The 16,456-nt window shown below is 58.5% G+C and carries 16 protein-coding genes; 8 read left to right on the top strand and 8 right to left on the bottom strand.

Annotated elements, in window-relative coordinates:
* Positions 1-5: 5 nt before the first annotated feature.
* Positions 6-266, bottom strand: coding sequence for a GlsB/YeaQ/YmgE family stress response membrane protein (locus AB1S50_RS07535; protein WP_367149936.1), 261 nt, complete (start codon positions 264-266; stop codon positions 6-8).
* A gap of 324 nt (positions 267-590) precedes the next feature.
* Here AB1S50_RS07535 and AB1S50_RS07530 point away from each other — a divergent pair, with 324 nt between their 5' ends.
* The 3 genes from AB1S50_RS07530 (at position 591) to AB1S50_RS07520 (ending at position 4,416) form a co-directional block, all read left to right on the top strand.
* Positions 591-1,511, top strand: coding sequence for a hydrogen peroxide-inducible genes activator (locus AB1S50_RS07530; RefSeq protein WP_367149935.1), 921 nt, complete (start codon positions 591-593; stop codon positions 1,509-1,511).
* A gap of 9 nt (positions 1,512-1,520) precedes the next feature.
* Positions 1,521-3,605 (top strand): ATP-dependent DNA helicase RecG, encoded by a 2,085-nt coding sequence (recG, locus tag AB1S50_RS07525; RefSeq protein WP_367149934.1) that lies wholly within the window; start codon positions 1,521-1,523, stop codon positions 3,603-3,605.
* A 115-nt stretch (positions 3,606-3,720) separates the two neighbouring features.
* Complete coding sequence (locus AB1S50_RS07520) at positions 3,721-4,416, top strand: hypothetical protein (RefSeq protein ID WP_367149933.1); 696 nt, start codon at positions 3,721-3,723, stop codon at positions 4,414-4,416.
* 144 nt (positions 4,417-4,560) lie between these two features.
* Here the strand turns inward: AB1S50_RS07520 and AB1S50_RS07515 are convergent, their stop codons facing one another.
* Complete coding sequence (locus AB1S50_RS07515) at positions 4,561-5,868, bottom strand: dicarboxylate/amino acid:cation symporter (protein WP_367149931.1); 1,308 nt, start codon at positions 5,866-5,868, stop codon at positions 4,561-4,563.
* Between the two features lie 95 nt (positions 5,869-5,963).
* Here AB1S50_RS07515 and AB1S50_RS07510 point away from each other — a divergent pair, with 95 nt between their 5' ends.
* The 4 genes from AB1S50_RS07510 (at position 5,964) to phoR (ending at position 9,875) form a co-directional block, all read left to right on the top strand.
* A complete protein-coding gene (locus tag AB1S50_RS07510; protein WP_367149930.1) occupies positions 5,964-6,641 on the top strand; it encodes a chorismate--pyruvate lyase family protein in 678 nt (225 codons plus the stop codon).
* Positions 6,638-7,522, top strand: a complete 885-nt coding sequence (gene ubiA / locus AB1S50_RS07505) for a 4-hydroxybenzoate octaprenyltransferase (RefSeq protein WP_367149929.1) — start codon at positions 6,638-6,640, stop codon at positions 7,520-7,522. The genes AB1S50_RS07510 and ubiA overlap by 4 nt, the downstream gene beginning before the upstream one ends.
* A gap of 196 nt (positions 7,523-7,718) precedes the next feature.
* Complete coding sequence (gene phoB, locus AB1S50_RS07500; RefSeq protein WP_367149928.1) at positions 7,719-8,423, top strand: phosphate regulon transcriptional regulator PhoB; 705 nt, start codon at positions 7,719-7,721, stop codon at positions 8,421-8,423.
* A gap of 150 nt (positions 8,424-8,573) precedes the next feature.
* Positions 8,574-9,875: a phosphate regulon sensor histidine kinase PhoR gene (phoR, locus tag AB1S50_RS07495; RefSeq protein ID WP_367149927.1), complete on the top strand. Its 1,302-nt coding sequence runs from the start codon at positions 8,574-8,576 to the stop codon at positions 9,873-9,875.
* Between the two features lie 67 nt (positions 9,876-9,942).
* On the opposite strand, the gene AB1S50_RS07490 is transcribed toward phoR, so the two are convergent.
* Genes AB1S50_RS07490 through AB1S50_RS07475 form a run of 4 tightly spaced genes read right to left on the bottom strand, consistent with a single transcriptional unit; the run spans position 9,943 to position 12,207 of the window.
* Positions 9,943-10,305 (bottom strand): hypothetical protein, encoded by a 363-nt coding sequence (locus AB1S50_RS07490; RefSeq protein WP_367149926.1) that lies wholly within the window; start codon positions 10,303-10,305, stop codon positions 9,943-9,945.
* Position 10,306: 1 nt separating this feature from the next.
* Positions 10,307-10,927, bottom strand: coding sequence for a DUF938 domain-containing protein (locus AB1S50_RS07485; protein ID WP_367149925.1), 621 nt, complete (start codon positions 10,925-10,927; stop codon positions 10,307-10,309).
* The gene (gene yaaA / locus AB1S50_RS07480; RefSeq protein WP_367149924.1) at positions 10,924-11,700 is read right to left on the bottom strand and encodes a peroxide stress protein YaaA; all 777 of its coding nucleotides are present in this window, start codon (positions 11,698-11,700) and stop codon (positions 10,924-10,926) included. The genes AB1S50_RS07485 and yaaA overlap by 4 nt, the downstream gene beginning before the upstream one ends.
* 27 nt (positions 11,701-11,727) lie before the next feature.
* Positions 11,728-12,207 carry a DUF4265 domain-containing protein gene (locus AB1S50_RS07475; RefSeq protein WP_367149923.1) on the bottom strand — a complete coding sequence of 160 codons (480 nt, stop codon included), beginning with the start codon at positions 12,205-12,207 and terminating at the stop codon, positions 11,728-11,730.
* A gap of 65 nt (positions 12,208-12,272) precedes the next feature.
* Between AB1S50_RS07475 and AB1S50_RS07470 the strand changes: the two genes are divergently transcribed.
* Positions 12,273-13,547: a M48 family metalloprotease gene (locus AB1S50_RS07470; RefSeq protein WP_367149922.1), complete on the top strand. Its 1,275-nt coding sequence runs from the start codon at positions 12,273-12,275 to the stop codon at positions 13,545-13,547.
* A 300-nt stretch (positions 13,548-13,847) separates the two neighbouring features.
* On the opposite strand, the gene AB1S50_RS07465 is transcribed toward AB1S50_RS07470, so the two are convergent.
* A complete protein-coding gene (locus AB1S50_RS07465) occupies positions 13,848-14,702 on the bottom strand; it encodes a putative porin (protein ID WP_367149921.1) in 855 nt (284 codons plus the stop codon).
* 602 nt (positions 14,703-15,304) lie between these two features.
* On the bottom strand, positions 15,305-16,390 hold the full coding sequence (locus AB1S50_RS07460) for a serine hydrolase domain-containing protein (RefSeq protein WP_367149920.1): 1,086 nt from the start codon (positions 16,388-16,390) through the stop codon (positions 15,305-15,307).
* Between the last annotated feature and the right edge of the window lie 66 nt (positions 16,391-16,456).

Raw genomic sequence — 16,456 nt, 5'->3', positions numbered from 1 at the left:
AACTGCTAGCGGTTCATGCGCCTGATCATTCGGTAAATGAACAGCAGGATGATTGCGCCAACCACTGCGGTGACAATGTCACCGGGACCAAATCCTGTCACCGGTCCACCAATACCCACCATGGAACCCAGCCAGCCGCCGATAAAAGCGCCGACAATGCCAATCACCATGGTGACGATCCAGCCACCGGGATCCGGTCCCGGCATAATCCATTTGGCCAGTGCGCCGGCGATAAGACCCAAGATAATCCAGGATAAAATGCCCATAGCAAGCCTCCGTTCTAGTCGTTCCTCTATATATAGCAAAAGTTAGCGCCTAATTCCTTATTTGCCTGCCAATATTGGAAAAATCTACCAACTTTTACACCCTCTCAGTGACCGGATCACACTATACGCCCTTCTTGGCACCCTGTTGGATCGAGCTTGCCTTACTTTGCCTGTCCCCCCAAATTTCCGGCGCAACCGGGCTGGGACACCGAGTATTAGAGTCGTGCAGACCCGAACTGCTATGGACGGTCACATTTGCGCATGGTCAGTGACGATTATTTATGAATAATTACTATCATCACTGGGTAGCTGATTGTAAAAGCCATGACACTCAACGAGTTGCGTTACATAGTCACACTGGCGCAGGAGAAGCATTTCGGCCGCGCGGCCGAACGCTGTTTTGTAAGCCAGCCAACCCTGTCTATCGCGGTGAAGAAACTCGAGAAAGAATTGGGCGTGGCATTGTTCGAGCGCTCCAAAACCCGGGTACAGCCGACCCCCCTGGGCGAGCGTATCGTGGGTCAGGCGCAACTGGTGCTGGAACAGGCGGCAGCGATCAAGGATATTGCCAGCGCCGGCAAGGACCAGCTGTCGAGCCCCTTATCGGTAGGCGCCATCTTTACCATTGGCCCCTATCTTTTCCCGCATTTTATTCCCCAGCTTCAGCTGCGGGCGCCGGATATGCCGCTCTATGTGGAGGAGGGTTACACAGCCACGCTGCGCCAGCGCCTGCGCAAAGGGGAGTTGGACACCATCATCATCGCGCTGCCATTCACCGAGCCGGACGTGGTCACCCAGCCCCTCTATGACGAACCCTTCATGGTGCTGATGCCGGTTTTCCACCCGCTGGCAAAACAGAAAGCCATAGATCCGGAACAGCTGGCGGGGGAAAACGTGTTATTGCTGGGGGAGGGCCACTGTTTTCGCGACCAGGTGCTGGAGGCATGCCCGGATCTGCAGCAGTCCATGGAGCGCCAGGGGGGCAGTGCCCAGGTGCGCACCGTAGCAGACGGCAGCTCACTGGAAACCCTGCGCCATATGGTGGCCTCCGGCCTGGGTATCACCGTATTGCCCATGTCGGCGGCAACCGGCTCCCAATATGCTTCGGGCCTGCTGGAAACACGGCCGTTCACATCCCCCAGCCCGCAGCGGACGGTGGCGCTGGCGTGGCGCGCCAGTTTTCCGCGCCATCAGGCGGTCGATGTGCTGCGGGATGCCATCAACCAGTGTCAGCTGGGGGCGTGACGGCGGGCAGTGAGGGATCTGGCGGATCAACCGGTAACAGTGCTCAAGGGCGTGGGCGACAGGGTGGCCCAGGTGCTGGCCAGGCTGCATATCAACACGGTGCAGGACCTGCTGCTGCACCTGCCCTGCCGCTACCAGGACCGCACCCGCATCACCCCTATCGCCGGCCTGCAGACAGGGGTGGACGCTGTGGTGGAGGGGGATATCCGCGCTGCCGATATTCTGTACGGCCGCCGCCGCAGCCTGGTGGTGCGGTTGCAGGATCACAGTGGCACACTATCGCTGCGCTTTTTTCACTTCACTGCAGCACAGAAAAATCGCTTTGCACCCGGCACCCGCCTGCGCTGTTTCGGCGAGGTGCGCCGCGGTGCCGCAGGCCTGGAACTGTATCACCCGGAAACTCTGATCCTGCAAGGTGAGTCGCCGGCGATCCCGGATAGTCTCACCCCTATCTATGGACTGACCGAGGGCATGACCCAGGCCCGTCTGCGCCGCCTGGTACTGCAGGGGCTGGAGCTGCTCGTGGACGGTGGCGTCGACGAACTGTTGCCGCCACAGCTGTTGCCCGCGGGGATGGGTGGCCCCCTCGCCGGCGCTATCCGGTTTCTGCACGCGCCCCCGGCGAGTGCGGACCCGGCGCAACTGGCCGAAGGGCAGCATCCGGCACAGCTGCGCCTGGCTCTGGAAGAGTTGCTGGCGCACCACCTGAGCTTGCTGGCGTTGCGGCGCGGCATGTCCAGGATCGGTGCCCAGGCACTGCCGGAAAATCCCGCGCTGCGACGTGATTTTCTCGCCCGCCTGCCCTTTGCCCTGACCGGCGCCCAGGAGCGGGTTTGTGCGGAGATCGCCACTGACCTCGCCAAAGCCGCGCCGATGATGCGCCTGTTACAGGGGGACGTGGGATCCGGAAAAACGCTGGTTGCCGCCCTGGCGGCGCTGCAGGCACTGGCTAACGGCGCCCAGGTGGCGGTAATGGCTCCCACGGAAATACTTGCGGATCAGCACCGGCGCAACTTCTGTAGCTGGTTCGAACCATTGGGAATTTCGGTGACCTGGCTGGCCGGTGGTCTCAGGGCGGCGGAAAAGCGTCGCCAGCTCGCCGCTATCGGTTGCGGTGACACCCAGCTGGTAATCGGTACCCACGCGCTGTTCCAGGCGGAGGTGGTGTTCGCCAACCTGGCCCTGGTGATCATCGACGAACAGCACCGCTTCGGCGTTCGCCAGCGCCTCGAACTGAGGGACAAGGGCAGTGCCGCCGGTGACACCCAGCGCCTGCAGCCCCACCAGTTGATCATGACCGCCACACCGATTCCGCGCACGCTGGCCATGTCCGCTTTTGCCGATCTGGACTGCTCCGTGATCGACGAACTGCCGCCGGGGCGCCAGCCCATCAATACTGTCGCTATTTCCAATGAGCGCCGCGACCAGGTGATAGAGCGGGTGCAGGGAGCCGTGGCCGAGGGGCGCCAGGCCTATTGGGTGTGCACCCTGATCGAGGAATCCGAAACTCTGGAGGCCCAGGCGGCCGAGTCCACTGCAGCCGAATTGGCCGCGGCACTGCCGGGGCTCAGTGTCGGTCTCGTGCACGGCCGCCTGAAACCGGAGCAGAAAGAGGCTGTTATGGCCGCCTTCAAGGCGGGACAACTGGACCTGCTGGTGGCGACCACGGTCATCGAGGTGGGGGTGGACGTCCCCAATGCCAGCCTGATGATCATCGAGAACCCGGAGCGTCTCGGCCTGGCCCAGCTGCACCAGCTGCGCGGCCGGGTGGGGCGGGGCTCCATCGCCAGCCACTGTGTACTCCTCTACGGTACACCGCTGTCACAAACGGGCCGCGCGCGGCTGCAGGCGATGCGGCGGCACAGTGACGGCTTCGCCATCGCCGAGGAAGACCTGCGCCTGCGGGGGCCGGGGGAAATACTGGGAACCCGGCAGACCGGCGAAATAGAACACCGGATCGCCGACCTGCAGAGGCATGCGCACCTGTTGCCCCAGATACAGAAAATCGCTGCTGACCCGGCGCTCAGCGACCCTATGCGCCAGCAGCTGATCGCCCGCTGGTTACAGAACAAGCCGCGTTTTGCCGAAGTCTGAGCGACGGGCGGTTGCTCTCTGGCGCGGTAGCTGGCAGCCTTGGGGTGCTTATAGACGCCTGCGAATGCAGGCCTGACATCAAACGCCCATTTTCTGTATCCAGGGAGAGCAACAAATGACAAAAATGACGACTATGCTCTGCAGCCTGATGCTTTCTGGATCGCTGCTCTTGACTGCAGAGAGCGCCACTGCCCAGGGCGGGCTCTTCGGTCTGGGGGCGGATGAGGCCAATCCCACCCTGACCATAGACCCCATTCGGATCCACCTGAACATCCCGGTGCCGGTCAACGGCGCCAAACTCTATCAGCTGCTCGCCCAGGCCGGTGGCGAGGGGGAACTCAGCGCATTGCGTAATGCGGCCCTGGCCCGGTACCGCGCGCAATTCGACAGTGAAATGCAACGGCATTTTCGGGAGTTTTTCGTCGATGAGGAGGTTCCACTGACGCAGACTGAGGCGCTGTTGACGTTGCGCACCATCGCGCAGCTAACCGTGGTTAAAAACCTGGTGGCGCTGGAGAGCAGCGACGGCTATGAAGTTGAACGCGGCACCATACGTCTTGAGGGGTCAGTGCGCATAGAGATTCGCGATCGCGCCGATCGCAGCCTGTTTAGTCGCGATATAGACGTCGGCAGGCTGAGGGTGAAAAAGGATTACACCGTGAAGTCCGCCGCTGACGGCAGCAATAGCGAGGATACCACCGATGCCGCTATCAGCGAGGTCCTGAGCGAAGTGGCGAGGAGGCTGGTGCGTCGCGCAGACGGCGACCTGGAGGCCGACGAACTGCGCGATTTGCTCCCCGCCACCGGTTAACAGGCCCTGGCAGGTTGCTGAAAAGCCCTCCCTGGCTTCCCTAATCCCGGGTTTGCGGCGCATGTCCGCAAACCCTCCGCGACAAATCGAGCAGCCACGCCTGAATCGCGATCCGAAAATCCCCGCCAGGGGATTCCGCCGCAGTCAGCGGGCGGCGGTGGCCGCAGCGGCACCGTCGATCGCGGTGTAGTTGCGGTCATTGAAAACGCTTTCGTCGAAAGCGCCCTCACTCTTCGCCACGATGGTGCTGATGACAGAGTCCCCGGTGATGTTGATCGCGGTGCGCACCATGTCCAGCAGGCGGTCGACGCCTATCACTATGGCAATCCCCTCCAGCGGCAGGCCCACCTGCTGCAGAACCATGGCCAGCATGATCAGCCCGACGCCGGGCACACCTGCAGTTCCAATGGAAGCCAGGGTTGCGGTGAGAATGACTGTCAGGTAACCCGCCAGGCCTATGTCGATACCGTACAACTGGGCGATAAACACCGTGGCTACACCCTGCATGATGGCGGTGCCGTCCATGTTGATAGTCGCTCCCAGGGGGATAGTGAAGGCCGCCACCTTGTTGTCCACCCCCAGGCGCTTTTCCACCGTGGAGAGAGTCACTGGAATCGTCGCCGCCGAAGAGGCCGTGCTGAAGGCGAACACCATGGCCGGACGCATCTTTTTCAGCAGTTCGAGGGGATTCAGTCCCGACAGCAACTTGAGCAGAATTGAATAGACACCCAGCGCGTGCAGCAGCAGGGTCGCCAGCACTACCAGGAAATACTTGCCCAGCTGGAATATGGCATCGACACCCAGTTGCGCAATCTTGTTCGCCAGCAGGGCGAATACCCCATAGGGTGCAAATACCATCAGCACGCCGACCATGCGCATAATCACATCGTTGAGATCACTGAAGAAATCGGCTACGCGGCGGCCGGCCTCGCCGGTGCGGGCTACGGCATAACCCATCAACAGCGCGAACACGATAATCTGCAGCATATTGCCCTTGGCCATGGCATCCACCGGGTTGGTGGGAAAGATATTCACCAATACCTCCGACAGGGGAGGGGCCGGCTTGGGCTGAAAGGTCGCATCGGCCACCACGTCCGTCATGCCCATACCCGGCTGAAACAGCAGCGCCATGCACAGTGCCAGTGTGATTGCTGCAGCGGTGGTCACCAGGTAGAGCACCACGGTTTTGCCCGCCAGCATGCCCATGCGGCTGCCCTCGGACAGGGCGCAGGCGCCGCAGATCAGGGATACCAGCACCAGCGGTACCACCATCAGCTTCAACGAGGCGATAAATATGCGCCCGATGATGTCGAACAGGCCCTCTGTCAGGTAGCTGTTGATAAACTCGGTCACGCCGCTGCCCAGCAGTTGACTGGCATTGAGGAAATTCAGCAAAACGCCGACGACTATGCCCAGCAGCATCGCCATTACGATTTTGGTGGTGAGGCCCATAGCGATATCACTCTTCGGAAGGGTTCATTATTGTCTCGAGGGAAAGGGCACTATATCCGTCGCCGCGCCCCTGAGCAAAGGTCCAACCTTGCGGCTTGATCAACCCCACCGCCGAGCGGGTACAATGCGGCTTTGATTTTGCACCGAGGGCAGCGTTGTACCAATCCCCCTATGTTCCGTACGGAGCCTGGCTGGCTGAACCGCTGGAGGCTGTGCACGGCCAGCCGCCGGCGCGGCTGCGGCCCTGGCTATGGTATCCGGGCTCGTTGACCGCGGCACTGAAGCGAGAGAGTCGCGGGTGCCTGGCCGTCAGGGTGCTCAGCCAAAGCTGGCGGCGACCGGCGCAGGAGGAGCGCCGCGCACTGGGCCTGCGACCGCGCCAACTCGCCCTGGTGCGCGAGGTGTTGTTGTGTGGCGGCGGTGTTCCCTGGGTTTACGCGCGCAGCGTGCTGCCCATGCGCAGCCTGCAGGGCAAGTCCCGCTATCTGCGCAGCCTCGATGACCGGCCACTGGGAGAGCTGCTGTTCTGTGAGGCGGACATGCGGCGCGGCCCCATTCTGCTCAACCAGTTGCGGCGCAACCCGGACTGCCGGCTGGCGGAACTGGAGGACGCGGGGGACAGTGCCTGGGGGCGCCGCTCCACTTTCTGGTTGCGCGACAAGCCCCTGTTGGTGGCGGAGACCTTTCTCGGTAGCTTTCGCCCCGCCGGGCCGCCCTGTACCGGCGGCACCGGACAGCAGCCCAGCGATATGAAGCTCGGGGAGGCAGAGTGATCAGTCAACAAATCGCCCAGCGCTGGCCGGCGGTACTGCCCTATTGGCAGCTTGCCCGCATGGACAGGCCCGTTGGCTGGATGCTGCTGCTGTGGCCCACCTGGTGGGCGATGTGGCTGGCGTCCCCGGGGTGGCCCGGACTGCACCTGTTTGCGGTGTTTACCCTGGGAGTGCTGTTGATGCGGGCCGCCGGCTGCGCGGTCAACGACTTCGCCGACCGCAATGTGGACGGCCGGGTGAAGCGGACCGCAGCGCGGCCACTGGCCACCGGCGCGGTCAGTGCGGCCGGCGCACTGTGGCTGTTTGCCGGCCTGAGCCTGGTGGCCTTTCTGCTGGTGCTGACTACCAATGCATTGACGGTAAAGCTGTCGCTGCTGGCGGTGGTGCTGGCGGCCGCCTACCCATTCGCCAAGCGCTACACCCACCTGCCCCAGGTGGTCCTGGGCGCGGCCTTCAGTATGGGTATACCCATGGCCTTTGCCGCCAGCACCGGCGCAGTGCCGCCGCAGGCATGGCTGCTCTTCACCGCCAACCTGCTGTGGACCGTCACCTACGATACCTTTTATGCGATGGTGGACAGGGACGACGACCTGCGTATCGGGGTCAAGTCCACCGCCATATTGTTCGGGGACATGGACCGCGCGATGACCGGTGCCCTGCAGGGAATGACAATTTTTGCGCTGCTGTTGATCGGGCGGCAGTTTCAGCTGGGCGCTGTCTATTTGGTCAGCCTGGCGGCGGTCGCGGGCCTGTTTGTATACCAGCAGTGGCTGGTGCGGGAGCGCCGGCGCGAGGCCTGTTTCATGGCGTTTATCAATAACAACTGGGTCGGCGCACTGATCTTTGCTGGAATTTTGGTGGACCAGTTCATCAATGGATAAAACCAGTGCCCAGCTTTCCCGCCAGTGTTGGGATTAAGTTCCCAATGCTCCGGCGATTATTTCCCCCCGAATTTTTGCCCCGGTGATCGTTACCCATGGGTCATTAAATTAATGTGCGGGGCGCTCCGGCTGTCATATATTTGTCACTGAGTTGCCGTTAAATGTGCGTCGAACGGACATCACTTATGGGATCAGGATGCACAGTAAAACCATTCTAATCGTCGATGATGAAGCGTCAGTGCGGGAAATGCTGCGTGTGGCGTTGGAGATGGCAGACTACCGCTGTATCGAAGCGGAGAATGCCCAGGCCGCGCACGCCCTGGCAATCGATGAAAAGCCGGATCTGATGCTGCTGGACTGGATGCTGCCGGATATTTCCGGTGTGGAGCTGGCCCGCCGTCTCAAGCGGGACGAGCTGACCGCCTCGCTGCCGATTATCATGCTCACCGCCAAGGGCGAGGAGGATCACAAAATCAAGGGACTGGAAACCGGTGCCGATGATTATATCACCAAACCTTTCTCCCCCCGGGAGCTGGTGGCGCGCCTGAAAGCGGTATTGCGCCGCGCCGGGCCGTCTTCACCGGAGGAGCCCCTCACCGCCGACAAACTGGTGCTCGACCCCATTTGCCACCGGGTCACCATCAATGGACGGGCAGTGGATATGGGCCCCACCGAATTTCGCCTGCTGACTTTCTTCCTCTCCCATCAGGAGCGGGCCTATACCCGGGCCCAGCTGCTGGACCATGTCTGGGGTGGCAATGTTTACGTAGAGGAGCGCACCGTGGACGTGCATATCCGCCGTCTGCGCAAGGCGCTGAGCATGGACGGCCACGAGCGCTATGTGCAGACGGTGCGCGGTACCGGCTATCGCTTTTCTGTGCAAACTGCGGAAAAAGTGTGACAATTCCCCCACGCGGGATCGGGGGTTCGCTGGACAGACCCGGGGCCCGGCGCGAAAGATTACCATACCAATAAAATGCCGGCGCCCAGAGCGAATGGTCGCTACGGACCTGCCCCCGCTCGAATCCAATGATGGAGAGAACCAACCACCATGCTGGAACGCAGTATCGGCGAACTCGCGCGCTTTCTGGTGATCGCTCTCGGCTGTATTATTTTCGGTTTCTCGTCCGGGAACTGGCTGTTAGCGATTGCCATGGGGCTCGCCATTTATGTGAGCTGGATGCTGTGGCAGCAAAGTCGCTTTAGCCTGTGGCTGGCCAACGGCCGCCGGGGTGCAGTGCCCACCATGTTTGGTATCTGGGGCGAAATCTTCGACGATTTTTACCGGATGCAGCGCCGTCACCGCCGCGAGAAACAGAAACTCCACACCATGTTGCGCCGGGTCCAGGACAGCACCGGCGCCCTGCGCGAGGGCATTGTGGCACTGGAGGATGGCGGCAATCTGGCCTGGTGGAATCCGGCTGGGGGCGAATTGCTGGCGCTGCAGCCCGGGGATACCGGTCAGCCACTGGTGAATTTTGTGCGCGACCCGGGTTTTGCCCGCCTGATGCACACTGGGGAGCCATCTGCCGGCACACCGCTGACCATGCCGGCGCCGGGGAACGAGGCGCGCACCCTGCAGCTGGAGGTCACCCGTTTCGGACGCGATGAGGCCTTGGTGATAGTTCGCGATATCACCCGCCTGCACAACCTGGAGCAGATGCGCCGGGATTTCGTCGCCAATGTCTCCCACGAGCTGCGCACACCCCTGACGGTGATCGCCGGCTATCTGGAAACCCTGGAAACCAGTGGCCAGGCACCGGCGGGCTGGCAGCGCCCGCTGCTGCAGATGCGCGAGCAGGCAGACCGTATGACCGACCTGGTCAACGACCTGCTACTGCTGTCGAGGCTGGAGACGTCCGAACTCGATCATGGTAGCGACAGGGTGTCGGTCAGGGAATTGATCGGGCAGGTCGCCCACGAGGCGCGCAGTTTCAGCGGCGGGCAGCATGAGATCAGCATCGATTGTAGCGGGGACGCGGTGCTGACCGGGGAGGCCTCGGAATTACACAGCGCCTTTGCCAATCTGGTACTGAATGCAGTCAGATACAGCCCGGAAGGCGGTCCCATCGCCCTGCGCTGGTGGGTGGATGAGCAGGGAGGCCACTTCTCCGTGCGGGACAGTGGTATCGGCATAGAGCCCATTCATATTCCGCGCCTCACCGAGCGTTTCTATCGTGTCGATGCGGGCCGCTCCCGGGACAGTGGCGGCACCGGCCTCGGCCTTGCCATTGTCAAACATATACTGCTGCGCCACGGCGCCGACATGACCATAGAAAGTACGCCGGGCTGCGGCAGTACCTTTGCCCTGCATTTCCCACCACATAAACTGGACTCGGCAACGGCGGCCTGAGTTAGGGCCAACTTACTCGGTGTGAACAGACCTAGCAGGCTGTTGAAAAATACTTTCTCAACAGGCCCTAGTCTCCCAGCTCTTGCAGCAGCCGCTCAATACCGTCCCTGCGGTACGTCACCTCCTGGCCTTCGCTGACGGCCTGCGCCTGGTGGTTCAGGGTGACATGGTACAGTTGTCGTTCAGAGTCCCGCACCAGCAGGTGTTCGCGCCCGTCGTCATCCACAGGCAGTTGATCGGTGGATATCAAAGCGTCGCGCAGGGCGCGCAGGCGGGGTACGTCGCGGTAGCGGTCCAGATCGCTGGAGAGGCGTTTCTTCATGCGTTCGCATTCGTGCAGGGCGGTGGCCGTCTCCCGGTACTTGGCGAAAAAAAATACCGCTGCAATGGCGAAGGCGATAACCACGGACATTTCAAACCACTCGGGCATCTCAACTCCCCTCTATTGTTTTGTGCCACACCATCAACTGGTTGTTGGCCGGTAGGTAATTCAGTTCCGTCCGTCGCAGGCCCGCCGCCTCTGCCAGGCCGTCGAGCCACTCCAGATCGCGGATGCCCATATCGGGGTCGCCCTGGCGCAGGCTCTGATCGAAAGCGGCATTGCCCTGGCCCACAAACTCGCCGCCAATCTTAACAGGCCCGTACACGATCAGGCGCCCGCCGGGGCGCAGGGCCAGGGGCAGGTGCCGAAACAGGGCCTCTACCGTTACCGCGGACATTATGTGAAAGGTGTTGGCGGTAAAAATAGTGTCGGCTTGAACCGGTGGCCATTCGCCGCTCACATCCAGCTGCAGGGGCGGCAGCAGGTTGGTTGCCGGTTCCGCTTCCAGCCAGGCGCGGATGCCCGGCAGCTTGTCTGCCCGGTCGGTGGTCTGCCAGCGCACATGGGGCAGGCGGGGAGCGAAATAGACCGCGTGCTGGCCGGTACCACTGCCGATCTCCAGCAGGCACTGGGGGTCCGCCAGCAGGCGCTTTAGGTGAGACAGTATGGGTTCCCGGTTGCGCCCGCAGGAGGGTGCGTCCGGCAGAAGATCGTCGCGGGGCGCATTCATGACGCCTGCTCCCGGGTGAAGACCCAGTCGTTGCCCTGCGACAACTGGGGGTTAAAGGCATAGCCGGCCTCGGTGAAGGCTTTCAGTTCTGCGGCTTTCTTCACCCGGTGGTCTATGGCCCAGCGGCTCATCAGGCCGCGCGCTTTCTTGGCGAAAAAACTGATCATCTTGTATTGGCCGTTCTTCAGGTCCCTAAAATGTGGGGTGACAATCTCGGCCTGCAATTCTTTTGGTTGCACCGATTTGAAATATTCATTGGATGCCAGATTGACCAGTTCGCGGCTTTTCAGTGCGCTCAGCTGTGTATTTAATGCCTGGGTGATTTTGTCACCCCAAAAATCGTAGAGGTTGTTGCCGCGGGCGTTGGCAAACTTGGTGCCCATCTCCAGGCGGTAGGGCTGCATCAGGTCCAGCGGCCGCAGCAGGCCATAGAGGCCGGACAGAATACGCAGGTGTTTTTGCGCATAGGCGAAGTCGCGTTTGCCCATGGTCTCCGCATCGAGGCCGGTATAGACATCGCCCTTGAAAGCGAGCAGCGCGGGGCGGGAGTTTTTCTCGGTAAATTTTCGCTTCCAGCTCTGGAAGCGGTCGTAATTCAAGGTGCCCAGCTTATCGGAGATTTTCATCAGGCTGGAGATATCCTGAGGGCTCAGTTTGCGCAGCTCTTTGACCAAGGCGGCTGAATCGGTGGGGAATTCCGGCTCAGTGGAGTCCAGTGCCGGTATATCGCTGTCGTAGTCGAGCGTCTTGGCCGGGGAAATGACGATTAACATAATTGTCCTTGGTTGCTGTTGCGGAGGTTACTCGGGCGCCAGGATATCCCGCCACCAGTTCAGCGGCGTCTGCCCGTCCTCCGGGTCGTATACGTTGCCGTAGTACCAGACGCTATTGGCTCCGTCGCAGGCCTGGTTGAGAATCTTCTCGATGTCCGCAAAGCCGCAACTCACGTGGATGCTGTAGACCAGCAACCTAGGCGTCTCCAGGTCCAGTTCGCCGCCGAGTTTCTCCAGTTGCGGGGTCAGCTGGTCGGACAGCGCGCTACTGTCACCGCGACACAGTACCCTGATGGCCAGGTTGCCCGAGCGCTTGACCAGTTCGAACTGCTGCTTGTGTTTGTCGACCTTGATGGTGTCGCCGCTGGCGATCCCCTTGACAAAAGCCGGAGAGCGTACCAGTTGGCAGCTGTGGTCCTCGTTAACCCTCACCTGCAATCTTTCCACTACCGGTTGGCCGTCCGGGTCGGTGCCGGCAAATAGTTCGATAGTCTGCAGTGCCGCCATAACCCAACCCCGTGAACTGTGTAAACTATGCGCCAGTAAGGTTCGCATTATACAGGGAGGAAGCCATGTTTCCGCGCGCTATTACCGCCATTTTGCTGGCGGCGTCACTGCTGGCCGGCTGTGCGGTCAATCCGGTTACCGGTGAAAGGCAACTGTCACTGATTTCCCCGGGCCAGGAGCTGGCGCTGGGTGCGCAGCAATATCCCATCAACCAGCAACAGCAGGGTGGTCAGTATTTGATCGATCCGGCATTGCAGGATTACGTTGCCCGGGTTGGCAGTAAGCTGGCAAAGGTATCCGACCAGCCGCAGCTGCCCTACGAATTCGTGGTGCTGAACAACTCGGTACCCAATGCCTGGGCCCTGCCCGGCGGAAAGATAGCGGTTAACCGGGGCCTGCTGGTGCTGCTCGACGATGAGGCGGAGCTGGCGGCGGTGCTGGGTCACGAGATAGTCCACGCCGCCGCGCGCCACTCCGCCGCGGCCATGTCCCAGCAGCAGGTATTGGGCGCCGGCCTCGCCGTGCTAGGTGCCGCCACCAGGGAAACCGGTTATGGCGATCTGGTGAATCTCGGCGGCCAGTTGGGGGGCTCCGCCTATATAGCCCGTTACGGGCGCGGCAACGAGTTGGAATCGGATCGGTACGGTATGCAATATATGGCCGCCGCCGGCTACGATCCCCAGGGTGCCGTGCGACTGCAGCGCAAGTTCGTCGAGTTATCCAAGAACCGGCAGGCCGGTGGCCTGGACGCCCTCTTCGCCAGCCATCCGCCGTCCCAGGCTCGCGTCGATGCCAATCTTCGCCACGCGCAGAAGCTGCCCAGGGGAGGCACAAGCAACCGCATTGGCTATCAGCGGGCCATCGCCCAGCTCAAGCGCGATGCGGACGCCTATGATCGTTATGACAAGGCCCAAGTCGCAGCCAGGGACAAACAGTATGATCGCGCCCTCAGTCTGGTGCGCGAGGCCCAGAAGCGACAGCCCAGGGAGGCCTCCTTTTATCAGCTGGAGGGGGATCTGCTGGCACAGAAAAAGCGCTACAGGGCCGCCTACAATGCCTACGACCAGGCGCTGCAGAAAAACCCCGGACTCTTCTCCAACTGGCTCAAGCGCGGTCTCGCCAGCGCACAGCTGAAAAACTACAGTGAAGCGGAGCGCGATCTGACCCGTTCCCTGCGCTATCTGGAAACGCCCTACGCTCACTACTATTTGGGAGAGGTAAACGAGAAGCAGGGGGATCTCAAAACCGCCTACAGTCATTACCAGACCGCGGCCAAGGGCGGAGGCCAGATTGGCAGCGCCGCACAGGCACGGATAGAGGCTTTGGCCGAAAAGGGCTGATTTCACCTGAGCGGATGCCGGTGGGACGCCACAAGCGCAATCAAAATATAAGCCTTGGGTTGTAGCGTTCCATTTAAAGCTCTCCGACAAGGCTGGCGACCGGGCAAAGAGAGGATTATTTGATTGGTCGCCAGAATAAGGCCTCAGCTCAATTACCGTCAACAGACCCCGGCAGGTGACTGCAAAAGTTCTCTTTGGCGTTTTTCATCCCGGGTCTGCGGCGCAGATTCCCGGACCCTTAGCGAAAAATCAAGCAGCCTGTGGTTAACCCGGGAACTTATCGAGCTGTCAGCTTGATGATTAGAATTGTAAAGATAAATCTACGGTGTATTGATTGGACTCTATATCGTATTGATTTAACTGCTGTATACCATGCTGGTAACCTACTTCGGCAAGAATATTCGGGGTGAAGAAGTGCGAAAAACTTATACCATAGCGATTGTTCTCACTTGCACTCAGGCCAATAGAAGTGAAGCGGGAGAAATAGTACTCCCCTCCCAGGTTCCATAGGCCGGAGTTGCTAAACAAGGAGCCGTTAAGTGTAAAATAGGTTTCATCTCCTAGGTCCTTGAAATATTTAGTGGAAAATACTGATTCGGTATCAATTCCCAATGCCTCAAACGTAAAGCCAATATAATCCGTTTCATTAAATGGATGGCGGTACTTCCCTGTAAGCACGGTTCTCGTATCTCCATCCAGACTTTGGCCACTCACCTTGGCCATAAAGTTGGGCGAGAAGAAATAGCCTGCCGTTGCGGTATATCGCTGCTGCCCATTGAAATCACCAATGGAGCCACCGATAAGGAAATTGTTAGCGAAATATTCTCCACCGATATTCCCGTAATTGGAATCAGAAAACTCACCTTCCGTCCGTATATAGCCAGCATAGATATTGCTGCTGCTATTGATATAGTCAAATTCCTTTAGAGGGCCAAGTGCACTCTTATCCGAGAAGAAATAGGTACTGTCAATAGAATAAAAATCTGTGCTACTTCTAAATAGCTGGGGCTCGTGCTGGCCTATATCCATGTTCCAGCCATGTATCAGCCAATCGGATAGGCTGCGATTAAATCCCGCGCTGGAAAAGGACTGGTACTGCTCTGCAACTGCCGATACGGAAAGCAGGCAACAAATGATCAGGCAACTCAATCTCATGCGATTATTCCTTATTTGTATAGATCATCCAGGTGGTTCCGGGTTCTTGCTGCAGGTTGGACGCCGGATCTTTATCCTGGTGGAGATATTGCGATCGCCTTGGTTAGTTGGCGTCGTTTATGAATAGTTCCCGGTCAAATAAATAAATTAGGATGAATTTGGCGTCAATCGGTGATTGTATTATGCGCATTTGATGGTTGACGTAAAAGGTATTATTAATAGTTTATAGATTTCCCAAACTTCTGCTGAGGGTTATTTGATTTTGAGAATTATTTACAAGTCGGAGCTTATTTGTCTGGCTAATGTTGTGCGGTGTTACCTCCTTTGTCGAAATATCCGGTGGGCTCAGAATAGCAATACTGGTTTAAGTGTCCGGACATCATCAGAATGATGGTCGGCTGATTTATTGCACTCGCTAAATTTATATTAGAAATTTACTAACACGGCAACTAAATAAGTTGCCGTGTTAATGTGGTATAGGGTGTGCTGCCGCCGAGAAGAGGTTGGCGCAGGCCCTTGAAAATAAACCGACCTCGCATAATTGCATGGATTTTCAGGGGTGGCAAACCAATAAATGGAAGAGCATTTATTGAATTGCCTGATTAATAGTGACAGAGTTTGGATGCCTCTTTGATTTTCAGCTTTGAAGCAGCTTCAAAGAGTTTGGCGGCGAGACCGTTAATACTCTCCTCTAATTCCTCATTTAATTCCGAATTTCCTAAAATTAGCGCTCCGATTTTATCGATGGGATTGAAAAACATATAAGAGAAGTAACCCGGGTCTGCGCCATTATGACCAATTAATTTGTTGATTTTCCCGTTGTACTGTAATGGCCAATCTATAATCCAGAAGATACCAAAATTATCTGTTATGGGAGTTAGCATCTGAGCAGCAGAATCAGCTTCTAGAATTCTTATTTCTTTTTTTCCTGTACTAAGTTTTCCACCATTCATAATGGTTGCTAGAAACAACGCCATCTCATAGGCGCTACTTCTCAGGCCGCCATCTGGCCAGGTTGCAAGCTCATAGAGTGGTAAGGCGGTTAAATTGCCATTTATAGGATAATGAGGCTTGGCTATATTGTCAGGGATAAGTTCTGGAATTCTCCAGCTTGTATTGACCATACCCAAAGGAGTAAATATTTTCATTTTCGCGTAGTCGGCCAGGGTGAATCCACTGCTTAGCTCCAACGAATACCCCGCTAGGGCGGCACCGATATTTGAGTAAATGTACTCCTCGCCTGGTGCCCGTGCGAGAAAATTTTCATTTTGGTTGTAAAATTCTCCTTCACTGTCAAGGTAGGCGCCGAGAAAGCCAGCCAATGTGATCGGGCTGTCGTCAGGACAGCTCCCCGGTTCTTCAAGGTCTACCAGCTTTGTATGGGTGCCATCACCATTGTCAATATAGAAACTGCATCGGTAGGCAGGCCTATAATCCTTGATGCCGGATCTGTGGGTTACAAGGTGTTCGAGAGTGATTGGTCGTAAACCGGGGTTATCGATGTTGAAGTGACCGCCAGCCAATAAATATTGCACTTCATGGTCCAGATCTAGTATCCCACTCTCTAGGGCCTTGGCAATGGCTGTGCCCATAACGGCTTTGCTGATTGATGCTAAGGAACGTCTGAATAACTCAACAATCGCTACGGCAGTATCAGTATTTTCTGGTGCGGGCCTGAATTTGACCAAAACAACCCTGAGATTGTTTGTTTTTTCACCTGGAATCTACTTCTCAGCAGATTCCAGGTGCACTGG

Source organism: Microbulbifer discodermiae, assembly GCF_040742695.1.
Taxonomy (GTDB): Bacteria; Pseudomonadota; Gammaproteobacteria; order Pseudomonadales; family Cellvibrionaceae; genus Microbulbifer.
Note: the sequence above shows the minus strand (reverse complement) of the source record. Positions and strands in the feature narration are given on the sequence as shown.

Bases quoted from the DNA above. Each gene is read 5' to 3' on its own strand.
- AB1S50_RS07535 (WP_367149936.1), bottom strand. From the start codon at position 266: ATGGGCATTTTATCCTGGATTATCTTGGGTCTTATCGCCGGCGCACTG.
- AB1S50_RS07530 (WP_367149935.1), top strand. From the start codon at position 591: ATGACACTCAACGAGTTGCGTTACATAGTCACACTGGCGCAGGAGAAG.
- AB1S50_RS07520 (WP_367149933.1), top strand. From the start codon at position 3,721: ATGACAAAAATGACGACTATGCTCTGCAGCCTGATGCTTTCTGGATCG.
- AB1S50_RS07515 (WP_367149931.1), bottom strand. From the start codon at position 5,868: ATGGGCCTCACCACCAAAATCGTAATGGCGATGCTGCTGGGCATAGTC.
- phoB (WP_367149928.1), top strand. From the start codon at position 7,719: ATGCACAGTAAAACCATTCTAATCGTCGATGATGAAGCGTCAGTGCGG.
- phoR (WP_367149927.1), top strand. From the start codon at position 8,574: ATGCTGGAACGCAGTATCGGCGAACTCGCGCGCTTTCTGGTGATCGCT.
- AB1S50_RS07490 (WP_367149926.1), bottom strand. From the start codon at position 10,305: ATGCCCGAGTGGTTTGAAATGTCCGTGGTTATCGCCTTCGCCATTGCA.
- AB1S50_RS07485 (WP_367149925.1), bottom strand. From the start codon at position 10,927: ATGAATGCGCCCCGCGACGATCTTCTGCCGGACGCACCCTCCTGCGGG.
- yaaA (WP_367149924.1), bottom strand. From the start codon at position 11,700: ATGTTAATCGTCATTTCCCCGGCCAAGACGCTCGACTACGACAGCGAT.
- AB1S50_RS07475 (WP_367149923.1), bottom strand. From the start codon at position 12,207: ATGGCGGCACTGCAGACTATCGAACTATTTGCCGGCACCGACCCGGAC.
- AB1S50_RS07470 (WP_367149922.1), top strand. From the start codon at position 12,273: ATGTTTCCGCGCGCTATTACCGCCATTTTGCTGGCGGCGTCACTGCTG.
- AB1S50_RS07465 (WP_367149921.1), bottom strand. From the start codon at position 14,702: ATGAGATTGAGTTGCCTGATCATTTGTTGCCTGCTTTCCGTATCGGCA.